21 protein-coding genes are annotated in these 24,106 nt (G+C 57.4%); 13 read left to right on the forward strand and 8 right to left on the reverse strand.

Annotation, left to right across the window (positions count from 1 at the left end):
- Window positions 1-95 precede the first annotated feature (95 nt).
- Complete coding sequence (gene putA / locus ACG74X_RS00250; protein WP_411231871.1) at window positions 96-3,518, forward strand: bifunctional proline dehydrogenase/L-glutamate gamma-semialdehyde dehydrogenase PutA; 3,423 nt, start codon at window positions 96-98, stop codon at window positions 3,516-3,518.
- 31 nt (window positions 3,519-3,549) lie between these two features.
- Complete coding sequence (locus tag ACG74X_RS00255) at window positions 3,550-4,293, forward strand: rhomboid family intramembrane serine protease (RefSeq protein ID WP_411231872.1); 744 nt, start codon at window positions 3,550-3,552, stop codon at window positions 4,291-4,293.
- 49 nt (window positions 4,294-4,342) lie between these two features.
- On the opposite strand, the gene ACG74X_RS00260 is transcribed toward ACG74X_RS00255, so the two are convergent.
- The gene (locus ACG74X_RS00260) at window positions 4,343-4,471 is read right to left on the reverse strand and encodes a hypothetical protein (RefSeq protein ID WP_411232885.1); all 129 of its coding nucleotides are present in this window, start codon (window positions 4,469-4,471) and stop codon (window positions 4,343-4,345) included.
- Here ACG74X_RS00260 and ACG74X_RS00265 point away from each other — a divergent pair.
- The gene (locus ACG74X_RS00265; RefSeq protein ID WP_411232864.1) at window positions 4,422-4,658 is read left to right on the forward strand and encodes a GFA family protein; all 237 of its coding nucleotides are present in this window, start codon (window positions 4,422-4,424) and stop codon (window positions 4,656-4,658) included. The genes ACG74X_RS00260 and ACG74X_RS00265 overlap by 50 nt on opposite strands.
- A gap of 111 nt (window positions 4,659-4,769) precedes the next feature.
- A complete protein-coding gene (gene ettA, locus ACG74X_RS00270; protein ID WP_411231874.1) occupies window positions 4,770-6,425 on the forward strand; it encodes an energy-dependent translational throttle protein EttA in 1,656 nt (551 codons plus the stop codon).
- Window positions 6,426-6,624: 199 nt separating this feature from the next.
- On the opposite strand, the gene ACG74X_RS00275 is transcribed toward ettA, so the two are convergent.
- A complete protein-coding gene (locus tag ACG74X_RS00275) occupies window positions 6,625-7,101 on the reverse strand; it encodes a tetratricopeptide repeat protein (protein WP_411231875.1) in 477 nt (158 codons plus the stop codon).
- Between ACG74X_RS00275 and ACG74X_RS00280 the strand changes: the two genes are divergently transcribed.
- Window positions 7,102-8,397: a cytochrome-c peroxidase gene (locus ACG74X_RS00280; RefSeq protein ID WP_411231877.1), complete on the forward strand. Its 1,296-nt coding sequence runs from the start codon at window positions 7,102-7,104 to the stop codon at window positions 8,395-8,397.
- Window positions 8,398-8,437: 40 nt separating this feature from the next.
- Here ACG74X_RS00280 and ACG74X_RS00285 read toward each other — a convergent pair whose 3' ends face one another.
- Both ACG74X_RS00285 and ACG74X_RS00290 read right to left on the reverse strand, forming a co-directional pair.
- Window positions 8,438-8,860 carry an NUDIX hydrolase gene (locus ACG74X_RS00285; RefSeq protein WP_411231878.1) on the reverse strand — a complete coding sequence of 141 codons (423 nt, stop codon included), beginning with the start codon at window positions 8,858-8,860 and terminating at the stop codon, window positions 8,438-8,440.
- 196 nt (window positions 8,861-9,056) lie between these two features.
- Window positions 9,057-9,518: a hypothetical protein gene (locus ACG74X_RS00290; protein WP_411231880.1), complete on the reverse strand. Its 462-nt coding sequence runs from the start codon at window positions 9,516-9,518 to the stop codon at window positions 9,057-9,059.
- Window positions 9,519-9,783: 265 nt separating this feature from the next.
- On the opposite strand from ACG74X_RS00290, the gene ACG74X_RS00295 reads away from it, so the two are divergent.
- The 6 genes from ACG74X_RS00295 to ACG74X_RS00320 all read left to right on the forward strand — a co-directional run bounded on the left by ACG74X_RS00295 (window position 9,784) and on the right by ACG74X_RS00320 (window position 16,672).
- Window positions 9,784-10,815, forward strand: a complete 1,032-nt coding sequence (locus ACG74X_RS00295; RefSeq protein ID WP_411231881.1) for a LacI family DNA-binding transcriptional regulator — start codon at window positions 9,784-9,786, stop codon at window positions 10,813-10,815.
- Window positions 10,816-10,908: 93 nt separating this feature from the next.
- The gene (locus ACG74X_RS00300) at window positions 10,909-12,216 is read left to right on the forward strand and encodes an ABC transporter substrate-binding protein (RefSeq protein WP_411231882.1); all 1,308 of its coding nucleotides are present in this window, start codon (window positions 10,909-10,911) and stop codon (window positions 12,214-12,216) included.
- A gap of 135 nt (window positions 12,217-12,351) precedes the next feature.
- The gene (locus ACG74X_RS00305; RefSeq protein WP_411231884.1) at window positions 12,352-13,218 is read left to right on the forward strand and encodes a carbohydrate ABC transporter permease; all 867 of its coding nucleotides are present in this window, start codon (window positions 12,352-12,354) and stop codon (window positions 13,216-13,218) included.
- A gap of 2 nt (window positions 13,219-13,220) precedes the next feature.
- The gene (locus ACG74X_RS00310) at window positions 13,221-14,051 is read left to right on the forward strand and encodes a carbohydrate ABC transporter permease (protein ID WP_411231886.1); all 831 of its coding nucleotides are present in this window, start codon (window positions 13,221-13,223) and stop codon (window positions 14,049-14,051) included.
- A gap of 26 nt (window positions 14,052-14,077) precedes the next feature.
- Window positions 14,078-15,082 (forward strand): ABC transporter ATP-binding protein, encoded by a 1,005-nt coding sequence (locus tag ACG74X_RS00315; protein ID WP_411231888.1) that lies wholly within the window; start codon window positions 14,078-14,080, stop codon window positions 15,080-15,082.
- An 84-nt stretch (window positions 15,083-15,166) separates the two neighbouring features.
- Window positions 15,167-16,672: a mannitol dehydrogenase family protein gene (locus ACG74X_RS00320; RefSeq protein WP_411231889.1), complete on the forward strand. Its 1,506-nt coding sequence runs from the start codon at window positions 15,167-15,169 to the stop codon at window positions 16,670-16,672.
- 4 nt (window positions 16,673-16,676) lie between these two features.
- Here ACG74X_RS00320 and ACG74X_RS00325 read toward each other — a convergent pair whose 3' ends face one another.
- A complete protein-coding gene (locus ACG74X_RS00325; protein WP_411231891.1) occupies window positions 16,677-17,822 on the reverse strand; it encodes a lytic murein transglycosylase in 1,146 nt (381 codons plus the stop codon).
- Window positions 17,823-18,028: 206 nt separating this feature from the next.
- Between ACG74X_RS00325 and ACG74X_RS00330 the strand changes: the two genes are divergently transcribed.
- Both ACG74X_RS00330 and ACG74X_RS00335 read left to right on the forward strand, forming a co-directional pair.
- The gene (locus ACG74X_RS00330) at window positions 18,029-19,012 is read left to right on the forward strand and encodes a fatty acid desaturase (RefSeq protein WP_411231893.1); all 984 of its coding nucleotides are present in this window, start codon (window positions 18,029-18,031) and stop codon (window positions 19,010-19,012) included.
- Window positions 19,009-19,851, forward strand: a complete 843-nt coding sequence (locus tag ACG74X_RS00335) for a sugar phosphate isomerase/epimerase family protein (RefSeq protein ID WP_411231895.1) — start codon at window positions 19,009-19,011, stop codon at window positions 19,849-19,851. The genes ACG74X_RS00330 and ACG74X_RS00335 overlap by 4 nt, the downstream gene beginning before the upstream one ends.
- A gap of 76 nt (window positions 19,852-19,927) precedes the next feature.
- On the opposite strand, the gene ACG74X_RS00340 is transcribed toward ACG74X_RS00335, so the two are convergent.
- The 3 genes from ACG74X_RS00340 to ACG74X_RS00350 form a co-directional block, all read right to left on the reverse strand.
- Window positions 19,928-20,992, reverse strand: coding sequence for a 3-carboxy-cis,cis-muconate cycloisomerase (locus ACG74X_RS00340; RefSeq protein ID WP_411231897.1), 1,065 nt, complete (start codon window positions 20,990-20,992; stop codon window positions 19,928-19,930).
- Window positions 20,993-21,119: 127 nt separating this feature from the next.
- Window positions 21,120-22,826 (reverse strand): 30S ribosomal protein S1, encoded by a 1,707-nt coding sequence (gene rpsA / locus ACG74X_RS00345; RefSeq protein WP_411231898.1) that lies wholly within the window; start codon window positions 22,824-22,826, stop codon window positions 21,120-21,122.
- A 292-nt stretch (window positions 22,827-23,118) separates the two neighbouring features.
- Window positions 23,119-24,105, reverse strand: coding sequence for an aldo/keto reductase (locus ACG74X_RS00350; RefSeq protein WP_411231899.1), 987 nt, complete (start codon window positions 24,103-24,105; stop codon window positions 23,119-23,121).
- Window position 24,106 lies beyond the last annotated feature (1 nt).

A 24,106-nucleotide genomic window follows, 5' to 3' on the forward strand; every position in this document is an offset into this window, starting at 1 on the left:
ACATAAATCAGATCATTCTAACTGCATATCGCAAAATATCCGTCCCTATAACTGTAATTTTCGCGATACTGAAGGCTATCTGACTGGAGATTGCCATGACTCGTGACACGCCCCTTGGTTTCCGCACTGCGATTGACGCCAATACATATGCAGACGAACAAAATGTCCTTGCCGAACTGCGCGCGACGGCTGCTTTGTCTGGATCAGATCGCACACAGATCACCCAACACGCCGCACAGCTGGTCACAGACATTCGCAACGATGCCCGCCCCGGTCTGATGGAGGTATTCCTCAGCGAATACGGCCTGTCCACCGATGAAGGCATTGCGTTGATGTGTCTTGCCGAGGCGTTGTTACGGGTGCCAGACGCGGCAACGATTGATGCTTTGATCGAGGATAAGATCGCACCCTCCAATTGGGCCAGGCATCTGGGCGAAAGCACGTCGCCGTTGGTGAATGCGTCCACCTGGGCGCTGATGCTGACGGGGAAGGTCTTGCAGGACGACACGCCGGGTCCGGTTGGCCACCTGCGCGGAGCGATCAAGCGACTGGGAGAACCGGTCATCCGCACGGCCGTGGGCCGCGCAATGAAAGAGATGGGCGCGCAATTTGTGCTGGGAGAAACGATCAAATCCGCCATGACGCGCGCCGCCAAGATGGAAGCGCAGGGATATACCTATTCCTACGACATGCTTGGCGAAGCGGCTCGGACCGACGCCGACGCACGGCGCTACCACCTGTCCTATTCGCGCGCGATCAGCGCAATCGCAGACTCCGCGACATCCCAGGACATCCGCGACAATCCCGGCATATCGGTAAAACTTTCGGCGCTGCATCCGCGGTACGAAGATATGCAGCACCAGACGGTCATGGAAGAAGTTGTGCCGCGCCTGCGCACCCTGGCACAGTTGGCACGCTCCGCCGGTATCGGGCTGAACGTGGACGCCGAGGAGGCCGACCGTCTGTCTGTTTCGCTGGACGTGATCGAAGCCGTCCTGTCCGAACCATCGCTGAAGGGCTGGGACGGCTTTGGTGTTGTGGTGCAGGCCTACGGGCAACGTGCGGGGTATGTGATCGACTGGCTGTATGAACTGGCCGACCGCCTTGACCGAAAAATCATGGTGCGCCTTGTGAAAGGAGCCTATTGGGATACGGAAATCAAACAGGCACAGGTCGCCGGTTTGCCGTGCTTTCCGGTCTTCACCGCCAAGCATCACACTGACATCAGCTATATCGCCAACGCACGCAAACTGCTTGGCATGACCAATCGGATTTACCCGCAATTCGCAACGCATAACGCACACACGGTCGCGGCCATCCTTCATATGGCGGAAGACCGGTCCTCATTCGAATTCCAGCGCCTGCACGGCATGGGCGAAGCGTTGCATGACATCGTCAAAGACGCAGAGCACACCCGCTGCCGCATCTATGCACCTGTTGGCGCACATCGCGATCTGTTGGCCTATCTGGTACGCCGCTTGCTGGAAAACGGGGCCAATAGTTCCTTTGTGAACCAGATCGTTGACACTGATGTTCCCGCCGAACACGTCGCCGCCGACCCATTCGATATTGATGACACGCCCGGGCTTTTGACCGGTCCGCAACTCTTTGAACCAGAGCGCCGCAACTCAAAAGGCTGGGATCTTGCAGATCGCCCGACACGCGCCGCACTTGAACAGGCGCGTGCGCCGTTTGCGCAGCATCAGTGGCAGGCACAGCCGCTGATTGCCGCTGATCAAACTCCTGGCCCACGCGACAACATCCCCAATCCGGCGCGCCCCAAAGACACCGTGGGCACGGTTGCTTGGTCAAATCCCGACACCGTCCGCCTTGCGTGTGACGCAGCCAAGACATGGGATGCCCCCGCCAGGGACCGCGCACAGGTTTTGAACCGGGCCGCGGACCTTTATGAGCAGACATACGGAGAACTGTTTGCCCTGCTGGCACGAGAGGCCGGGAAAACCCATATGGATGCCATCGCAGAGCTGCGCGAAGCCGTAGATTTTTTGCGCTACTATGCCGCCCGCGCAGAAGGCGCGCCGCCCTGTGGCGTGTTTGCGTGTATCAGCCCCTGGAATTTCCCATTGGCCATTTTCACCGGCCAAATCGCAGCCGCTTTGGCAACGGGCAACGCGGTCGTGGCCAAACCGGCCGAGCAAACACCGTTAATTGCTTACCGCGCCACCCAGCTGTTGCATGACGCCGGTGTGCCGATATCAGCACTTCAACTGTTGCCCGGTGCCGGCGACGTCGGTGCCGCGCTGACCGCCCATTCCGCCGTCACGGGCGTGGCGTTTACCGGGTCGACCGAAACCGCCCAGATCATCCATCACAGCATTGCGAAACACCTGGCCCCGGGTACGCCCTTTATCGCCGAGACCGGTGGCCTGAACGCGATGATTGTCGACAGCACGGCGCTGCCGGAACAGGCGGTTCAAGCGATTGTCGAATCAGCCTTCCAATCCGCCGGACAGCGTTGCTCCGCATTGCGTTGTCTTTACGTCCAAGACGACATTGCACCAGATTTCATCAAAATGCTGACCGGCGCAATGGACGCGTTGGTGCTTGATGATCCGTGGACCTATGGCACGGATGTGGGCCCCGCAATCGACACCACCGCGCGGGACGGGATCATCGCCTACATTGATGCCGCCGAAGCCGAAGGGCGCGTCCTGCACCGGCTTGCTGTGCCTGAGGCCGGGACATTTGTTCCTCCGACACTGATCAAAGTGACCGGCATCGCCGATATGGAGCGCGAGATTTTTGGACCGGTCCTGCATGTTGCCACGTTCAAAGCGCATAATATCGACGCGGTGATCGACGCCATCAATGCCACGGGATACGGGCTGACCTTTGGCCTGCAAACTCGGATTGACGACCGGGTTCAGCATGTTTCCGACCGTATCGAGGCCGGAAATATCTATGTGAACCGCAACCAGATCGGGGCCATCGTTGGCAGCCAACCCTTCGGAGGAGAGGGTCTTTCCGGCACCGGCCCCAAGGCAGGCGGACCGCATTATCTTGATCGCTTTCGCCTGCACGACCCCCAGTTGACACCCGAGGATTGGGACGGTGCCGACACGTTGGATCGTCTGAAGACAGCTTTGGCCCAAATGCCCCCCGCCGCAGAGGTGCAAGCACATAGCTTGCCAGGACCCACCGGTGAGTCAAACGTTCTGACAACATCGTCCCGCGACCCAATTCTATGTCTTGGGCCGGGACTGGCCGCTGCAAAGGCGCAGGCACAGTCCGTCCAAAATCTGGGAGGCCGCGCGGTTGTTGCCGAAGGCGCTATTGACGCAGAGTGGCTTGTCACTCTGGATGTCAGCGCTGTGATCTGGTGGGGCAATCCACAAGAGGGACGGACCTATCGCAACGCGCTTGCACGTCGTCGCGGTCCAATCCTCCCAATGATTACCGGCTTGCCCGATATCGGACATGCCGTACGGGAACGCCACGTCTGTGTGGACACCACGGCATCGGGCGGAAATGCCCAACTCTTGAGCGGCGTGTCTTGACGCGCCCCTCAATCGCAACAACTGTCGCGTCATGTTTCCAATTCGCGATCACAATCCATCGGGCCGCATACCCTATGTCACCTATGCCCTGATTGTCGCGAATGTTGGCATCTTTCTTAGCTATTGGACGCTGATGCAGGATGACCGCGCGATCATGCGGTTTTACTTTGATTGGGCGCTGATCCCTGCACTGGTGAGTGACGGGCAAGGCTGGACCGGGTTCTTTACCTCGCTGTTTTTGCATGGCGGATGGATGCATTTGCTGGGAAACATGCTGTTCCTGTTCATTTTCGGGGACAACATGGAAGACAAGATGGGGCATCTTGGCTTTGCAGTTTTCTACCTCATCGCCGGAATTGGGGCCGGGCTGGTCCACTACATTGCTGCGCCGGGGTCTCCGGTGCCGACTGTGGGCGCGTCCGGGGCGATTGCCGGCGTTATGGGGGGGTATCTCTTGCTTTTTCCCAAAGCAAAGGTTGATATTCTGATCATCATTGTTGTGTTCTTCAAGATTTTCCCGATCCCCGCCTTTATCATGTTGGGACTTTGGTTTGCGATGCAGGTCTTTGGCGGGTTCGGGTCCGCAGCGGACGAGGCCGGCGTCGCATATTGGGCGCATGTCGGTGGGTTTGTGATTGGTCTTGGACTGACAATTCCAGTGTGGCTCAGGCTGGGTGCGATACGCTTTTGGAACCGCACCGACGGCCACCCGGCGCATCCTGCGGCAAAGTACAGAGTGTCACGCTCTCGGATTCCGGTGGTCAAACGCAAATGACACGCCCGGTGAAAATCACCTGCCATTGTGGCGCAGTTGAGTTGGAGGCCTACCCCAGCGACCGGCTTGAGAACGCGGCGCGGTGCGATTGTTCGTTTTGCAAGCGGCGGGGCACGCCCACGCTGTCGGTGCCGCTGAACCAGCTTCGGATCATAAAGGGTGCCGAAAATCTGAGCATCTACAGCTTTGGCACGCATACAGCCAAGCATCATTTTTGCAAGACATGCGGGATTTACACGCATCATCAACGCCGATCTAACCCAAATGAATACGGTATAAACATGGGTGCGATCGAGGGCGTGAACCCAAGCGATTACGAGCCAATCCGTTGGCATGACGGTATAAACCACCCCTCAGATCAATGATCCCGACAGCGTTACGCGCCAATTCCTAAGAAACCGCAAACCCGCATGATTGCACGGCATCAAACGCCCGTGTATCTGTGCGTCAAACCCAAGTTGTGAAGGACGAAAAGCATGGCTGCCTATCAATATGTTTACCACATGGAAGGTGTCTCCAAGACCTATCCTGGCGGTAAGAAGTGCTTTGAAAACATCCGCCTAAGCTTTCTTCCCGGTGTGAAAATCGGTGTCGTCGGCGTTAACGGTGCGGGTAAATCGACGCTGATGAAAATCATGGCAGGTCTGGACACCGATTTCTCGGGCGAAGCCTGGGCGGCTGAGGGTGCCAAAGTCGGTTATCTGCCGCAGGAGCCGCAACTGGATGGCGCGCTTAACGTGCGTGAAAATGTTATGCTGGGCGTGGCCGAGAAAAAGGCCAAACTTGACCGGTTCAACGAACTGGCAATGAACTATTCGGACGAAACCGCCGACGAAATGGCTGCGTTGCAGGACGAAATTGACGCCAACAACCTTTGGGATCTGGACAGCCAGATTGACGTCGCGATGGAGGCCTTGCGCTGTCCTCCAGATGAGGCGGATGTCAACTCTTTGTCAGGTGGCGAAAAGCGCCGCGTGGCGCTGTGCAAGCTGTTGCTGGAAGCGCCGGACATGCTGCTTTTGGACGAACCGACCAACCACCTGGACGCCGAGACCATTGCGTGGTTGCAGAACCATCTTATTGAATACAAAGGCACAATCCTGGTCGTGACCCATGACCGGTATTTCCTGGATGACATCACTGGCTGGATTCTTGAACTCGACCGGGGGCGTGGCATTCCATATGAAGGCAACTACTCCGCGTGGCTTGAGCAGAAGGCCAAACGGCTGGAGCAGGAAGCCCGCGAAGACAAGGCCAAGCAAAAGACGCTGGAGCGCGAGCTGGAATGGATGCGGCAGGGCCAGAAGGCGCGACAGGCCAAATCCAAAGCGCGTATCCAGGCCTATGAGGAAATGGCAGGCCAGTCCGAGCGCGAGAAACTCGGGCGTGCCCAGATTATTATTCCCAATGGTCAACGGCTTGGGTCAAAGGTGATCGAGGTTAATGGCTTGAAGAAAGCCATGGGGGACAAGCTGTTGATCGAGGATTTGTCCTTTAGCCTGCCACCGGGCGGCATTGTCGGCGTGATCGGCCCCAACGGTGCGGGTAAATCGACACTTTTCAAGATGTTGACGGGACAAGAAGAACCTGACGAAGGGTCCGTTTCGTACGGTGACACCGTACAACTCGCTTATGTTGACCAGTCACGCGATGATCTTGAGACGAATGCCACGGTGTGGGAGTCCATTTCCGGCGGTGCCGAGGTTATTGAACTGGGTGATGCGCAGATGAATTCGCGCGCGTATTGTTCGGCCTTCAATTTCAAAGGCGGGGACCAGCAAAAGAAGGTTGGTCAATTGTCCGGCGGGGAACGCAATCGCGTTCACATGGCACGACTTTTGAAAGAGGGCGGAAATGTCCTTTTGCTTGACGAACCGACCAATGATCTGGATGTGGAAACGCTTCGCGCCCTGGAAGACGCCATCGCGGATTTCGCGGGCTGCGCGGTGGTCATCTCTCACGACCGGTTCTTTCTGGACCGGCTGTGTACGCATATTCTTGCGTTTGAAGGCGAAGCGCATGTGGAATGGTTCGAGGGCAATTTCGAAGACTACGAAGAAGACAAGAAACGCCGTCTTGGAGATGCGGCGCTGAATCCGACGCGGGTCAAGTTCAAGAAATTCGTGCGGTAAATGCCCAGTCCTTGGCCGTCGCCTCAATGCATGGGTGCGGCTGTCAAGGATGTGGCTGCACACGGGGCCGTTGCCTGGCCAGCGTAAAGATCTGTGATACCCGACGCGCGTCATGGACCGCCCACATTGGCGAAAACGCAAAAACCAGCGGTTTTGCCATAAATCTGCCGCTTGTGGCGTTTATTGGTGGCGGTAAGCCTTATTGAAACGGGTAAAGCCAGATCCGGTAGTCATCCACGAGCTTTTGCGCATGATCAATTTGCTGCGGCGTCATTTTTTTGATCACCTCCTCAACCGAGAGGGCCGCGTCGGGGTCACCGCCGATGGTAGAGAGTTGGTACCACAAAAACGCCCGCACCAGATCGGGCGCGGGCAAACCAAGCCCCGTTTCATAATACCAACCAATGCCGGATTGCGCCCCGGCATGACCTTTCATCGCGGCGCGCAGATACCAATCAAAGGCGCGGACGTAATCCTGTTCCACCCCGAGGCCAAGCGCATACATGACACCGATCAGTTCCTCGGCCTCGGCATTGCCAGACCGAGCGGCAGGCCAAAGCGCCTCGCGAGCCTCTTCAAAGCGGCCGTCTTCCATCAGATCGCGCGCATCTTCGATATCGGCAAGCGCCGGGGTGGTGATCAGGGCAAGAACGGCAATCGTACGAAGAAACATCATATGGGTTTGCTCTTTGCATGTAGCGTGGCCGCGCCTGCTGCGATTGCGCAGCCCATCACGGCAGAGGATTTCATTGCTTTCGATGCGGATCAGGCGCGGATCGGTCAACTGCTTTTTTATGACAAGGTCTTAAGCGGAAACCAGAACATTTCCTGTGCCACCTGTCACCATCATGATTTGGGTGGCACAGATGGTCTGTCATTGGGGATCGGTGAAGGCGGTGTCGGCCTCGGACCGGACCGCACGCCAGGCGATGGCCGGGACAGAATTCGCAAGCGTATCCCACGCAACGCCCCCGCGCTTTGGAACCTTGGACACAAAGACATCCGCGTGATGTTTCATGATGGCCGTCTTGTACCGTCTGACATGTATGGCAACGGTTTTGACAGCCCGGCCGAGGAATGGCTGCCGCAAGGGCTTGGATCATTGCTGGCCGCACAAGCGTTGTTTCCGATGACCGCACCGTTTGAGATGGCCGGCAATGTGGGCGAAAACGAGATTGCCGGCGCGGTGAACAATCGGGTTGATCTGGCCTGGCCGATCATCGCCAAACGGGTGCGCACAATCCCGGCCTATGGCGAGATGTTTGTTCAGGCGTTTGACCATATCGACCGGCCCGAGGAGGTGACGATTGTCGAGATCGGCAATGCTCTGGCTGCGTTTATTGGAACGGAATGGGCGAATTACGACAGTCCTTATGATGATTTCCTGGTGAACGGCACGCCCCTGCCCGCCGCGGCAGAACGCGGGCGGCAGCTTTTCTTTGGGGCTGCGAATTGTGTGCAATGCCACAATGGCCCCTTGTTCACTGATCAGGACTTTCATGCCGTCGCCCTGCCCGCCTTCGGCCCGGGACGCACGCGAAAATGGGACCCGCTGCCACGCGATGTGGGCCGGATGGGGGCGACAGATGATCTGGAAGATGCCTACAGGTTCCGCACGCCATCGCTGCGCAACGTGACGTTGACGGCCCCTTACGGGCATAACGGGGCCTATGCCAACCTGCGCGATATGGTGCGTCATATGGCAGATCCGCTGACGTCACGGAACAGCTGGACACCAGAGCTTGCCGGATTGCCGGATGTGCCCTGGCTGGACGATTTGGATTTCATCATTCAGGCGGATGCGCTTGAGATGCGGCGTCAGGCGGCGTTTCTGGATGTGCGTCCGGTGGCCCTGTCCGATGCAGAAATTGATGACATCGTTGCATTCCTGCAAAGCCTGACCGGCAAAACCGCCCTGTCGCGCCCGATGGGACGGCCAAACACCGTACCAAGCGGTTTGCCTGTGGATTGACCGGCACCTACGGAAGCCCCTGTGACTGGTCACCAGCCCCTTAAGAGGCTTTCAGAAACTCCCGGATCACCGGCTGTTTGGCGGGCTTGTTTGCCAAGGTTTGCAAAAGCTCTGCCAATTCCGGTTCACTCACGCGCTTGGCGGCACCCTTGGCGCTGAACCATTTGCGTTTGCGTTCAGATCTTTCTTTCCAATTGCGTTTCAGACGTTCCACAATCATCGGGTAGACGTCCACTTCGCACATCACCGACAGCCCTTTAGCCATCTTTTTCTTGTAGGTGTACTGACCGATGATTTCATGACCGATATAGCCCAGCGCGCCCGCCTCTTCGAGAGCTTCAATCTCTGCTGCGGCCCAGGGTTTTTTGCCATTCATCGTCCAGCCCTTGGGCATAATCCACCGCCCGGTGTCGCGTGACGTGACCATCAAAACCTGAAATTTTCCACTCTTGGTCCAGCGCATGGGAAGCGCCGCAATCTGTTTGCCAATTTCTGCCATTACTACTGCACAATGTTTTGTTTTTATTACTGCTATTCATACTACATAGAGCACATGACCGAGTTCTGCAAATACGGCTCTTGCGAAAGTTGCGGCTTTTAAGCGGAGTCGACGCCAAAACTATCAATACTTTGACGCAAATTGTCATTTTTGGTGCGTTTTACTGCATCGGCTGGCCGGTTTTAGCGCATGTGCCCAACCAACCGGTCACACGGTCGCGCGACGGTCGGATCGCGGGTGGCAGTTCCTGCAGGGTTTCGTCCAGCACATCGGTGCTGATCACCGCCACTTCACAGGAGTAATCAGCAAAGGTGCCATTTGGGTTGTCGGTTTTCCACTCCTGAAAATCCTGCGCCTCGAACGCAAGCGCGGCCCCGCCGCCCAGTACGGGAACCGCGACCAGCATGCGGCGCAGGCGGGCCTTTGCTTTGGTCTTGGACACCGCTTTTGCCATCTCTTTGCGGTGCTTGGCTGCAGTGGCGGCGGCATGGGTGGTCAAGGTGGCAACCTGCGCGGACAGGGTCAACGCCTGTGCCGCCAAGGCAACCGTACTGACCGCAAGCGCCGCGCAAAGCCATACGAGCACAAGCGTCGATCTGAAAAACCTGAACATACCACTCATTCCGCGCCTGTGTCCTCTGCCCGTGTCCGACGATCTTATCCGTCGGATCGTTTTATGAAATCTTACAACAGGACGACATTGCTGGCCAATCCCACGCCTGCCCGGGTTGGATCTATGGTCGTGAGCAGGGTGAAAAAGCGCTAAAATGCGCGCGTTGAAGATTTGGGTTGACCAATCCTACTTTTACGCGCGTAAACTTAGGGGCAAGAATCCGGGGTTACACGACATCACACAACCGCAGACACGTCGATCAGAAAGCCAGGTTATGAACACGAACAAGGTCAGAAACATGGAAGAGTTCGCCGCACTCAGCGGGATCTCCCGACCGACATTGTCGAAGTATTTTCACGACCCCGACAGTGTACGCCCGTCGACCCGTGATCGGATTGAGAAGGCTTTGTCACAGCACGATTACCGGCCGAACATCTATGCGGTGAACCAGAACCGGCGCATGACCAAGAACATTGGGATCATCGTGCCGTATCTTGCCGATCCGTTCTTTGCCGAAATTGCCCGCAATCTGGAACGGAAGGTGATTGATGCCGGGTATTCGCCCGTGTTGTTCAGCGCGCATGGAGACCGCAACCAGGAAAACGAAATTCTTGATACGCTTCGGTTGCAAAAACCTGCGGGTGTCTTGCTGGCACCGCTTGGGCGGATTTCGGATCGGGCGCATATCGAGACGTTCTGTTCGGACGTCCCAACCGTCTTGTTCGACAGCAATCTAGAGGGGCTGGGCGACGCGTTTGTTGGATCGGACAATTTCAGTTTTGTGTCTCAAAGCGTCAGCTATCTGCAATCCACCGGCGGGCATCCCTGCTTTCTGGAAATGGCGAACCCGGCCAACCCGAACGCCAATAAACGCAGGCGCGCCTATCTTGCCTCCATGGAACGGCTTGATCTGGAACCGCATGTGATCAGCGTGCCGGGCGAAGGATGGGGCTTCGAGGAAATCGGGTATCAGGCCGGTCTGAGCCTGTTGAACCATCGCGACCTTCCAACCAGAACCGTATTGTGCAGCAATGATCGCCTTGCCATCGGCTTTCTGGCCGCTTGTTACGAATGTGGCGTGCGTGTCGGCAAGGACGAGACCTGTGAACTCAGGGTGGCCGGCCATGACGGGCATCCGTTTTCGCGCTATACCGGCCCATCCCTGACAACCGTCGCGCATGATTACGAGGCTGTTTCGAATCGCACGGTCGAATTGCTTTTCACGATGATCGAGAACGGTGGACATCTGAGCACGCGGGAGGAAATCCTGTATCCTGCCCGGCTTCTCTTGCGTATGTCTGCGTAATTTAACCAAAGTTTACGCGCGTAAAATATTTATTGACTCGCGTAAACTTTCGTCGTTTCTTAGCCTCAACGTCCAACCAAGGGAGGAACCTGGATGAAACTGAAAACGCCGCTTTGCATGGCAAGCGCCGTCGCGCTTATGGCTGCGACCGCTGCTCAGGCCGAAACCATCACCATCGCAACAGTGAACAACGGCGATATGATCCGGATGCAGGGCTATACCGACACGTTCACCGAACAGACGGGGATCGAGGTCGAGTGGGTGACGCTGGAAGAGAATGTTCTTCGTCAGCGCGTGACAACGGACATCACCACCAAGGGTGGTCAGTTCGACATCATGACAATCGGCATGTACGAGACGCCGATCTGGGGGGCCAATGATTGGCTTGTCCCGTTGAACGACCTGTCAGACGAGTATGATGTCGACGACATCCTGCCTGCAATGCGCAATGGTCTGTCCCATGACGGCACGCTTTATGCAGCCCCGTTCTATGGCGAAAGCTCTATGGTCATGTACCGCACAGACCTTATGGAACAAGCGGGTCTGGAAATGCCGGACGCACCGACCTGGCAGTTCATCCGCGAAGCGGCCGCTGCGATGGACAATCCCGAAGAAGAGATCAACGGCATTTGCCTGCGTGGCAAAGCCGGTTGGGGTGAAGGTGGTGCATTCATCACGGTGACCGGCAATTCTTTTGGCGCGCGTTGGTTTGACGAAGACTGGAATGCGCAGTTCGATCAGCCGGAATGGGCAGATGCGCTTAACTTCTACGTCAACCTGATGAACGATTACGGACCCGAAGGGTACGCGACAAACGGCTTTAACGAAAACCTGAACCTGTTTCAGCAGGGCAAATGCGGCATGTGGATTGACGCGACGGTTGCGGCATCTTTCGTAACAAACCCGGATGATTCAACCGTTGCTGACAGTGTCGGGTTCGCTCTGGCCCCGAACAGCGAAGGTGTTGAAAAGCGGTCAAACTGGCTTTGGGCCTGGGCGCTTGCGATCCCGGCGGGCACCCAGAAAGAGGCAGAAGCCAAGCAGTTCATCGAATGGGCCACCTCCAAAGACTATATCGAGCTGGTGGCTGCCAACGAAGGTTGGGCAAACGTCCCTCCGGGTGCGCGTGCGTCCCTGTATGACACGCCCGAGTATCAGGAAGTGCCCTTCGCGCAAAAGACACTAGAGTCCATCAACGCGGCCGATCCGACAAATCCAACCGTAGATCCGGTGCCTTATGTCGGTATCCAGTTTGTGGCGATCCCTGAATTCGCAGGCATGGCAACCGAAGTCAGCCAGGAATTCTCTGCCGCCTATGCCGGGCAGCAGACCGTTGAAGAAGCGCTTGAGAAAGCTCAGGCCATCGCCAACGAGACAATGGAAGCCGCTGGCTACCGCTAAGCGTCTGCTTTGATCGACAGAGGGCGGTCCTGCGCCGCCCTCTGGCCCCAAAGACCCCAATATTTCACACACGAGTTGTCGAAACGTGACAGCGCCGTATCCTGCGGCGGGCTGGCAACGGAGGAGATGTATCCAATGGCGACGAAGGCTTCGCGATCTGCGGCCCGACTGATGATGGCCCCCGCGGTGGTTCTGCTTCTGGGGTGGATGCTGGTCCCACTGACCATGACACTCTGGTTCTCGTTCCGCACCTACCTGCCCTTGCGCGGTGGCGATCTGGGATGGGCCGGCTTTGACAACTACGTGCGTTTCGTCAGTTCAAGCGCCTTCTGGCCCGCCGTTCAGACAACGCTGGTGATTGTGCTTGGTGTTTTGGTTATCACGGTGTGCCTTGGCATCTTGCTTGCGATCCTGCTTGATCAACCCATGTGGGGCCAGGGCATGGTGCGCATTCTGGTCATCGCCCCTTTTTTCGTCATGCCAACCGTGTCTGCCCTTGTTTGGAAAAACATGTTTATGGACCCGGTGAACGGTCTGTTTGCCCATCTTTGGCGCTTTTTCGGGGCTGATCCTGTCAGCTGGTTGTCGGATGCCGCAACACCGTCGATCATCATGATCGTCAGCTGGCAGTGGCTTCCTTTTGCGACGCTGATCCTTTTGACCGCGATCCAGTCTTTGGACAGCGAACAGCTGGAAGCCGCTGAAATGGACGGTGCGCCGCATCTGAAACGGTTTTGGTACATCATTCTTCCACATCTCGGCCGCGCGATCACCATTGTGATCCTGATCCAGACGATTTTCCTTTTGGCCATCTTTGCCGAGATTTTCGTCACCACAGGTGGCGCGTTCGGAACCCGCACTTTGTCTTACCTGATCTTCCAGCGTGTGCTTGAAAGTCAGAACGTCGGACTTGGCTCAGCCGGTGGTGTCTATGCCATCATTCTCGCAAACATCGTCGCGATCTTCCTGATGCGGATCGTTGGCAAGAACCTGGACAACTGATCATGGCCCGCGCTGTTACATCCCAACGCAAACTGATCAACACGGGCCTTGCCTGGGCGATCGGTCTGCTGATTTTCTTCCCGATCCTCTGGACGATCCTGACCAGCTTCAAAACCGAAGCACAGGCCATCGCCAGCCCGCCGATCTTTCTTGGCTTCGACTGGACGCTCGAAAACTACGGCGTCGTGATGGAGCGGTCGAACTATGCCCGCTTCCTCTGGAACTCGATCCTGATCGCGGGCGGGTCCACCATCATAGGCCTGATCATCGCCGTTCCCGCCGCCTGGTCGATGGCATTCGTGCCCAGCAAACGGACAAAGGACATCCTGCTTTGGATGCTGTCCACCAAGATGTTGCCGGCAGTGGGCGTGCTCTATCCGATCTACCTGCTGTTCATTCAGCTTGGTCTGCTGGACAGCCGCGCGGGTCTGATCATTGTGATGATGCTGATCAATCTGCCGATCATTGTCTGGATGCTTTACACCTATTTCCGCGAAATCCCGGTCGAGATCCTTGAAGCGGCGCGGATGGACGGCGCGACGCTCAAGGAAGAGGTGCTCTATATCCTCACGCCCATGGCGATCCCCGGTATTGCCTCTACGATGCTGCTGAACTTCATCCTCGCCTGGAACGAAGCGTTCTGGACGCTGAACCTGACTGCCGTCAACGCGGCACCTTTGACCGCGTTCATCGCCAGCTACTCCAGCCCCGAAGGTCTCTTCTTCGCGAAACTCAGCGCGGCCTCAACAATGGCCATCGCGCCGATCCTCATCCTTGGCTGGTTTAGCCAAAAGCAACTTGTCCGCGGCCTGACATTTGGCGCGGTGAAATAAAGACCTGATAGTAAGGAACCTGACCCATGGGACAAATTCAACTGAAGCAGGTCACCAAGAGCTTTGGCGACGTGCAAGTCATCCCGCCTTTGGACCTGACCATTGAAGACGGTGAATTCACGGTTTTCGTCGGCCCCTCTGGCTGCGGGAAATCCACTCTTCTGCGTCTGATCGCCGGGCTTGAGGACATCACAACGGGCCATATCGAGATTGACGGCAAAGACGCCACAGACCTGGTGCCCGCCAAACGTGGCCTTGCGATGGTGTTCCAGTCCTACGCTTTGTACCCACATATGTCGGTGCGCAAGAACATCGCCTTCCCTTTGAAAATGGCGGGGATGGACAAGGCCGAGATTGACAAGCGCATCGAAGGGGCTGCGTCTGTTCTCAACCTCACGGATTATCTTGACCGTCGCCCCGGCCAATTGTCCGGCGGTCAGCGTCAGCGTGTGGCCATTGGTCGTGCGATTGTGCGCGAACCGGCGACGTTCCTGTTTGATGAACCGCTGTCCAACCTTGATGCCGCTTTGCGCGTTGGTATGCGTCTGGAAATCAGCGAACTGCATGAACGCCTGAAAACCACGATGATCTACGTCACACATGATCAGGTCGAAGCCATGACTATGGCCGACAAGATCGTCGTTCTGCGCGCCGGATATATCGAGCAGGTCGGCAGCCCGCTTGAGCTGTATCACAAACCGCGGAATGAATTTGTTGCCGGGTTTATCGGATCGCCAAAGATGAACATCTTTGGTGGGGCGGATGCACAGAAACACAATGCCGCAAAAATCGGCATACGGCCCGAACATATCGACGTGTCGATGACGGATGGCCTGTGGAAAGGCCGGGTCGGGGTGGCCGAGCATCTGGGATCAGACACGTTCATCCACGTACATGATACCGGGCTGGCCGACATGGTCACTGTGCGGATCACCGGCGATATTTCGGTGCGCCATGGCGATACCATTTACCTGACCCCCCACACCGATCAGATCCACAGGTTCGATGACAAGGGGCTTCGGATCGAATGACCTGTCATGTTGGAACGCCAGCTGCGGCCAACCGTCCGCAGCGCCGGGTGGGTGTCGTGCGGTGCCTGAATATGGATCGGGCCGATGGATAAGCTGACACCATTAAGCAACGCAACGCTGGCATCTTTTGCACCGGATGTGCGTGTACCACGTTATGACCGTGCCGCGCTAACGCCGGGAATTGTGCATATCGGATTGGGTAATTTCCACCGCGCGCATCAGGCCTGGTACTTGCACAGGCTGTTCGACCAAGGGCTGTCGATGGATTGGGCCATTGTCGGGGCCGGGGTCCGTGCCGCCGATGCGGCGCAACGCGAAAAGCTGTTGGCGCAGGATTGCCTGACCACGCTGATTGAGCTTGATCCGTCTCATCTGTCCGTCGAAATCACCGGCGCTATGATAGATTATGTTCCGGTCGAAGCGCAGAACACGGCGCTGATCGCCAAGATGGCGGACCCGGATATCCGCATTGTTGCACTGACTGTGACAGAGGGGGGATATTACCTGAACAGCACAACTGGCGGGTTTGATGCGGCACATCCGGATATCCTTCATGATGGCACGAACCCAGAGACACCCAAGACAGCGTTCGGAGCAATGGTCGCGGCGTTGAAGATCCGTCGCGCATCGGGGCTGGGGCCGTTCACCGGGATGAGCTGTGACAACCTTCAGGGCAACGGGGCCATTCTGCGCCAAACAGTTGTCGGGCTGGCACGTCTGTCTGATCCGGATTTGGCTGACTGGATTGACGAGACCTGCACATTTCCGAATTCGATGGTCGACTGCATTGTTCCGGCCACGGGCCCAACAGAGCTGGCCATTGTCCAATCGCTTGGCATTGATGACAAAGCGCCTGTCACGCACGAGAATTTTCGCCAATGGGTGATCGAAGACGCGTTCTGCGCGGGCCGGCCCGACTGGGAAAAAGTGGGAGCCACGCTCACATCGGATGTGCATGATTACGAGGCCATGAAAATCCGAATGTTGAATGGCGGGCATCAAGTGCTGGCCAATGCCGGAGAGATCATGGGGATCAAGACGATCTCTGCCGCAATGGCGCATCCGGCCATAGACGCGCTGTTCACCAAAGTACAAACCGAGGAAATCGCGCGATATGTCAAACCGGTGCCCGGATGTACGCCGGACGGGTATCTAAGGCTGATCATGCAACGGTTTGCCAACCCCCGAATTGTCGACACAACCCGCCGCGTGGCGTTTGACGGATCGTCGCGACACACCGGGTTTATCGTGCCAAGCCTCCGTGATGCGCTTGCCGCAGGGGGCACTGTCGAAGGGCTGGCGCTTGTCGAGGCGCTATGGGCGCGGATGTGTTTTGGCGAACGCGAGGACGGAACTGTCATTGCACCAAATGATCCACATTGGGCGGCTTTGAATGCCGCGGCTATTGATACGCGCACCGCCCCTCTGACCTGGATCAATCAGCCGGGCCTCTATGGCACTCTGGCCGACGCGCCCGCGTTCACCGACGCCTTTGAGCGCTGGCTGACCATGTTATGGGCCGAAGGCTGCGAGGCAACGCTCAAAGCCTATGCAAAACCCAACGGTCAATCCGCACGCCAGACCGCCTGAACGATCAGCGCAGGCTATCAAGCAGCGCTTGCGATGGTGTGCCTGTGACCGGCATCCCACGGCTGGTTTGATAGGCACGGATGGCGGCTTCGGTGTTTGACCCGATGACGCCATCTGCACCTTGTGTGTCAAACCCGCGTGAGGTGAGCCGTTGTTGCAAGCTTATCCGGTCAGCTTTGGTTAGGCCATTCGCGTCTGGCGGGAATTGCGCACGCAATGGCCCTGCCCCGCCGATGCGATCCGCCAAATGCCCGACGCCAATCGCATATGCATCGGAATTGTTATAGCGTTTGATCACCCAGAAATTGCGTGTTGTGTTGAAACGGGGGCCTCCGGCTTGCGGCTGGATCACGGAGCCGCTTGGTCCACCCGCGCCAACTTCGCCGCCCCATTGCAGTCCGCGCACCCAGCCATTGCGCTCAAGATAGGCTGCTGCGGACGCCAAAGCATCGCTTGGATCGTCGGACCAGATGTCGCGACGGCCGTCACCGGTATAATCCACCGCAAACTGTAAATAAGAGGTCGGGATGAACTGCGTGTGTCCCATGGCCCCGGCCCAACTGCCGGTCATGCGCGACGCGGGAATGTCGCCGTTTTGCAGTATGCGCAATGCGGCCACCAGCTGTTGCTCGAAAAAGCGTCCGCGTCGCCCGTCAAAGGCCAATGTAGAGGTGGCCGAGATCACCGGAACCTGCCCGCGCCGTTCCCCGTAAAAGCTCTCCAGCCCCCAGATCGCCGTAATGATACGGGCATCGACGCCATATTCACGCTCTAACGCGTCCAATGTCCTGCGGTGCCGCGCAAAAGCCGCGCGGCCTTTGCGAACGCGTTCGTCTGACGCGGCGATTGACAGGTAATCTTCGAGTGAACGCTTGAATTCTGTCTGATTGCGATCCCGTTTGACCACACCTGGCAGATACCCGGTGCCGCGAAAGGCAGAAGCAAGCGTGTCCTGAGAAATACCCTGCGCCGCAGCGCGGTCCTGAAAGGATGCAACCCACGCCCCATATTGCGCATTTGGCACGGGCCTGAGATCAGGCGGCAAGCCGCCGGCAACAGAGCCTGTGCCGGTTCCGGACATCCCCCGAGAGCAACCGGCCACGGTAAAGCTGGCAAGCGCCAGGCCAAAAAATCGTCTGTTCATCTGCATCGGTCTGCTCACCTCTGGATGATTTTTTCGCCATTGTGCGGTGAAGTTGCGCTTTACACAATGCAAGACATCGTGTTGCCGCGAATTGAGCAATGGACAGCAGGTCTGGCCATCCAAGACGACGGGACCGCATGTTTGTGCCAATCTTGGCTTTTCTTTTGATCAGAACCGGGCCAGTCTTTTCATGTCATAAAGAGGAGGGATCAATGGACGCCAGTTTTTCGCGCCGCAAATTGCTGACCCCGGCAGAGTTGCGCAGTTTGTCGGAACGGTCCGACACGCGCGGGGCGCTGCAAATGGCCAGCCATGTTGGAGCGATTGTGCTTGTCGCAACTCTTCATGCGCAGGCCATGGGCACTGCGTGGGTTTGGGTGACTGGGTTTGCGCTGGGTGTTTTATTGAATTTCCTCTACGCCGCGCAGCACGAGCTTAGCCATTCAACGGTGTTCAAGACCCGTGTCCTGAACGAAGTGTTTGGCCGGATCATTGGATTTATCCAGATTTTTCCACGCGATTTTGATCAGATCATGCATTTTGCCCATCATCAGCACACCCAGGACTGGGAACGCGACGGCGAGCTGGTGCGAGAACCCTATACGCTGACAACCTATCTGCTGTGGCTGAGCGGAATAACCTACTGGCGCAATCGCGTCTTTGGCGTGGTGCGCCGGGCCCGTGGGGTCATTGTTGAGCCGTTTATCCGACCGGAAGAAGAAGCCAAGGTCATCCGTGAAAGCCGCCTGCATCTGGCGGGATACGCCGGGATTGCGTTGATCTCATGGATCACCGGCAGTTGGGCGGTGCTGACGTTTTGGCTGATCCCGATGGTTCTGACCAAACCGGTCCACCAGTTGCAAAACACGATCGAACATCTGGGCCTGAGCCATGAAAGCGACATTTTCGAAAACACCCGATCGACACGGGCCAACGGATTTATCCGCTGGTTGTGCTGGCAGATGCCCTATCACACCGCCCATCACACCTTTCCGGCCGTGCCGTTCTGGAAGCTGCGTGAGTTGAATGACAAGATCGAACACAAGGCCGGGGACGTTCACCGCATGGGATGGATCGAGTTTCAAATCGAAGTGATCAAAAAACTGATGGCCCAGGATGAAAGCCAGTATCCGATGAACGAAGTATGGATCGTTCCGGCCTCGGGCGGGCGCACCCGCCGCGTGCCTGCCGAATGAGACGGCTTCAGGTCTATACCTCGCTTTGGGCCATGCAGCCACATGATCAAAGCGGGGTCAAACTGCCTTATGATCAGGTCTGTGAGATGGTCGCGGCGGCCGGATTTGATGGCATGGCCATTGATCTGGGTGCGTCAGACGTGGCGGTGGCCCATGCGGTTCGACCGTTTCTGCAGGCCAACGGACTGACGCCGCTTGTCGTGGCGTTTCCGAAAACCATGGAAAGTCTGGACGACACGCTGCATATGGCGGCCGATTTCGGGGCTCCATTTGTAGATGTGATCGGTCAGGTCATGCCGATTGCGCTGGATGACATGGTGCCGGTGATCGACACCTGGATGGCAATGTCGGATCGCATTGGCGTTCCGATCCAGTTTGAAACGCATCGCAACTGCATCACCAACGATCTGTATGTGACGCTTCAATTGCTGGAGCGGATACCGGAAATGCGGCTATGTGCCGATCTTTCGCATTATGTTGTAGATCGGGAATTCTGGTTCCCGATGTCCGGACATGACCTTGGTCTGATCTCGCGGATTTTGAAACGCTCTGACAGCTTTCAGGGCCGCGTGGCGAGCCGACAGCAAATTCAAGTGCAACTCGATTTTCCCCAGCATCAGAAATGGGTCGACCTGTTCAAAACATGGTGGCGCGAAGGTTTGGCGGACTGGCGATTGCGCAATTCCTCCGGCGACTGCATTTTCGTCTGCGAATTGGGCCCGCCGGAATACGCGATGACCGGCCCGGATGGGCGCGAAATGTCCAATCGCTGGCACGAGGCGCAGGTCATCAAGCGCTGGATTGAAGACATTTGGGACGAACTGGGCGGGGACGGTTGATTACTTGATTGCCGTGCGCCCCAGGAAAGATGTCACATTCGAGACCTGCAAGCGGTCTGACCAGTATTGTTGAAACTCAAGCCTCGCGGTTTGATCCGATCCTCTCGATCTGGCCAAGCAGGGTTTCTGCATGACGCAATGCAGCGCCCGTCGCTTCGAGCATCGGAGGCAACAGCATCCATTCCAAGGCCCAGCTTGCGCCCGATCTTTCCTGTTCGTGGATCATTGCTTGCGTCAACCCGCCTTGCTGCGCGCCAACAAATCGGGCCAGTGTGACCAATGCCTCGGCCAAAACCGGATTGGCTTTGTGCGGCATTGCGGATGATCCGCCCCCGCCGGCAAGTTTGATATCGTCAATCCCCTGCTGCGCCATCAGCGCAATATCCTGACCCATCTTTCCAAGCGATCCCGTCACAAGTGTCAGCCAATGGCCGACATCCAGAATAGGTGTGCGATTGCTGTGCCAGACCGGGCCCATCCGCAATCCCAGACGACGCGCCAATTCGGTGGCTGCCGCATCCCCCTGCCCGTCCGGCACGTCGCGCAATCCCACTGGTCCGCCCAATTGCACCTGACCGACATGGGCGCGCAAGCCGTGCAGGCGTTCATGGTGATCGCGCAACGGGGCGGCCCAGCTTTGCAAGCGGACGGACACCGGAAGCGGCAACGCGGCTTGCATCCGTGTCCGCGCCATCAGGGTTCCGTCAGCGTCCTTGTCCAGTTGCGCCAGCACCGCAATGACGCTGATTAAGCGCGCTTCAAGCCGATCAAAGACATCCATCAATGTCAGCACAAGGACCGTGTCGAGAACGTCTTGGCTTGTGGTGCCTGTGTGGATCGCTTTGGCATTCGGTTCCTTAAGACCCGCGCGCATCTGGTCAACCAGACCCGGCACCGGCAAGCCATTGATATCGCTGCTTGAGGCAATGGCCTCCAGATCCGGGTCAAAATCCCGCAACGCCGCCAAGGCGGTCTTGGCATCCTTGGGCGTGATGGCCCCAAGAGACAGGAGCGTTTCCGTCCAGGCCGTTTCAAAAACCACGGCATGTTGCAAGACCACAGACGCCGCAAACTGTGCGGCAATCGCCGGATCCTGGAACATATCACCAAAAAGCCCAGAGGACGTGAAAGCATTTGTCATAACCATACCGTGGCGACAAAACTCTGCCTAAACAAGGCCTTGAAAAATACGCGCAGAAAATCGCCAAAAAAAGAAGCCCCCCGCGTCTGGTGACGCGAGGGGCCGTGTTTCACAATCGAAATCGGGTTTAGTCGTCGCCCTTGAGGGCGGCACCCAGAATATCGCCAAGCGATGCGCCAGAGTCGGACGAGCCGTACTGCTGAACCGCTTCTTTCTCTTCCGCGATTTCAAGCGCTTTGATCGACAGACCCAGACGGCGGGTCTTGCTGTCCACGTTGGTCACGCGGACGTCAACCTTGTCGCCGACATTGAAACGCTCGGGGCGCTGATCGGCACGATCCCGCGACAGATCAGAGCGGCGGATGAAGGATTTCATGCCTTCATATTCCACTTCGATGCCGCCATCTTCGATGGCAGTGACCTGAACGGTGATGACAGAGCCGCGCTTGGTGCCGCCAACCGCTTCGGCAAACTTGTCACCGCCAAGGGCTTTGACGGACAGCGAGATACGCTCTTTTTCCACATCCACTTCGGTGACAACGGCCTGAACCATATCGCCCTTGCGGTAGTTCTGGATCGCGTCTTCACCACGCTCGTCCCAGGACAGGTCGGAGAGGTGCACCATGCCGTCGATGTCGCCGTCGAGGCCAACAAACAGACCGAATTCGGTGATGTTCTTGACTTCGCCTTCGACCTCTGTGCCCTCGGGGTGTGTTTCTGCGAACACTTCCCATGGGTTGCGCATGGTCTGCTTGAGGCCCAGCGACACGCGGCGCTTGGCACCGTCGATTTCCAGAACCATGACTTCGACTTCCTGAGAGGTCGAAACGATCTTGCCCGGGTGCACGTTCTTTTTGGTCCAGGACATTTCCGAGACGTGGACCAGACCTTCAACACCTGGCTCAAGCTCAACAAACGCGCCGTAATCGGTGATGTTGGTCACGCGACCTGTGTGCACGGATTCCAGCGGATACTTGGCAGCTACCAGATCCCATGGATCTTCCTGCAGCTGCTTCATGCCAAGGCTGATGCGGTGGGTTTCCTTGTTGATCTTGATGACCTGAACCTTGACGGTTTCGCCGATCGACAGGATCTCGGAGGGGTGGTTCACACGGCGCCATGCCATATCCGTGACGTGCAACAGGCCGTCAACGCCGCCAAGATCCACGAAGGCACCGTATTCGGTGATGTTCTTGACGACACCGTCGACTGCCTGACCTTCGGTGAGGTTGCCGATAACTTCTGCGCGCTGTTCGGCGCGGGACTCTTCGAGGATCGCGCGGCGCGAGACAACGATGTTGCCACGGCGGCGGTCCATCTTGAGGATTTGGAACGGCTGCTTGAGCCCCATGAGCGGGCCAGCGTCGCGTACCGGGCGCACGTCAACCTGAGAGCCGGGCAAGAAGGCCACGGCACCGCCAAGATCAACGGTAAAGCCACCTTTAACACGGCCAAAGATCGCGCCTTCGACGCGGGCGTCATCTGCGTATGCCTTTTCAAGACGGTCCCATGCCTCTTCACGGCGGGCCATTTCGCGGCTGATAACCGCTTCTCCGCGCGAGTTCTCTGCAGCGCGCAGGAACACCTCGACTTCGTCACCGACAGAGATGTCGGGCGCTTCGCCGGGATTTGCAAATTCTTTAAGATCAACGCGGCCTTCCATTTTGTAGCCTACGTCGATGATGGCCTGGCCTGCTTCGACAGCAATAACCTTGCCTTTGACAACGGACCCTTCATCGGGCGTGTCCATTTCGAAGCTTTCGTTCAAAAGTGCTTCGAATTCTTCCATAGATGCGTTCTGAGCCATGTGGCGTCTGTTTCCTTTACGTATCACTTTAACTGGCCGTGCGGTTGTCTCCGCCGGTCTGGGGTGTGTGCCCGCACGTTTTGTGAGGCGATTGGTCAAGGCATCCGTAAAACAAAGAGGGCCGGTGCGTGCCGACCCCTGCTCGATCTTTGTCTTATGGCATTTGTGCCTTATGCGACGCCTGCGCTATAGCCTGCGTGGTTTCGCATATCAACCCTGTTTGGCACTCTCAGGCAGGTCCTTGCCGGTATCGGGCCAGATCATACGAAGGCCGCGCGATGCAGGGCAGATAAGCGCAGCTGAGCAAACGAATGAAGGGTCAGCAATATCGCTCTGGTCCGATCCACTGCGCATCAGAGTACCTGTCGCCATGCGCCCACCCGACAGGTAAAACGGCCTCGATGCGGTGTTGGTCGGCGTCGGACAGTTTGATCTGCGTGCCGCGTAGAAGCTCTGTGAAATGCGTGACAGATCGAGTTCCGGGAATTGGCACGATGTGCAGCCCTTGATGCAAGACCCAGGCAATGGCCACCGCCGCAGTCGGTTCGCCCATATCCCGCGCAAGGGCGCGAAAGGCCTCGGTTGCCTTGAGATTGGCCGCGTGGTTGGGTGTCATGAATCGCGGGTTGCCGGACAGAAACGGGAGGTCTGCGACTTTTTCGTCGGTCAGCGGCGCATCGGTGAGAAGCGACCGACCAACCGGCGAGAACGCAACGAGCGCTGTACCAAGCTCTTTGCAGGTCTGGATCAGACCAAGCTCCGGCGCGCGCGTGGCAAGGGAGTATTCTGATTGAACCGCCGCAATCGGATGCACCGCAGCCGCGCGGCGCAGCGAACTTGGGGCGATTTCAGAAAAGCCGATGGATTTTGCCTTGCCCTTTTCAACGAGCCGCGCCAACGCACCGGTGGCCTCCTCTATCGGCATCTTGGCCTGACGGCGGTGGATGTAGAACACATCAACCGCGTCGATGCCTAAGCGATGCAGACTTTGGTCAAGCTCGGCTTCCAAATGGTCGAAATCATTGCGGTAGATGCGGTTGCCATCGGCGTCTTTCGTGATCCCGGCTTTGGTGGCGATATGGAAATGGTCTTTCGCAGACGATCCGCGCGCCTTGAAAAAAGTCCCGATCGCGGTTTCTGACCCGCCCATGCCGTAGACGTTGGAGGTGTCGATATGGGTGACACCCATCTGCATGGCATGCTCCAGGATCGCATGGGAATTGGCCTGGGTTGTGGGGCCGTAGAAATTGCCAAAGGACATTGCTCCGATACCAAAGCGGATCGGTTGATCGCATAAATCTGACATG

The sequence above is a fragment of the Marivita sp. S0852 genome (assembly GCF_046591575.1).
Lineage (GTDB): Bacteria > Pseudomonadota > Alphaproteobacteria > Rhodobacterales > Rhodobacteraceae > Marivita.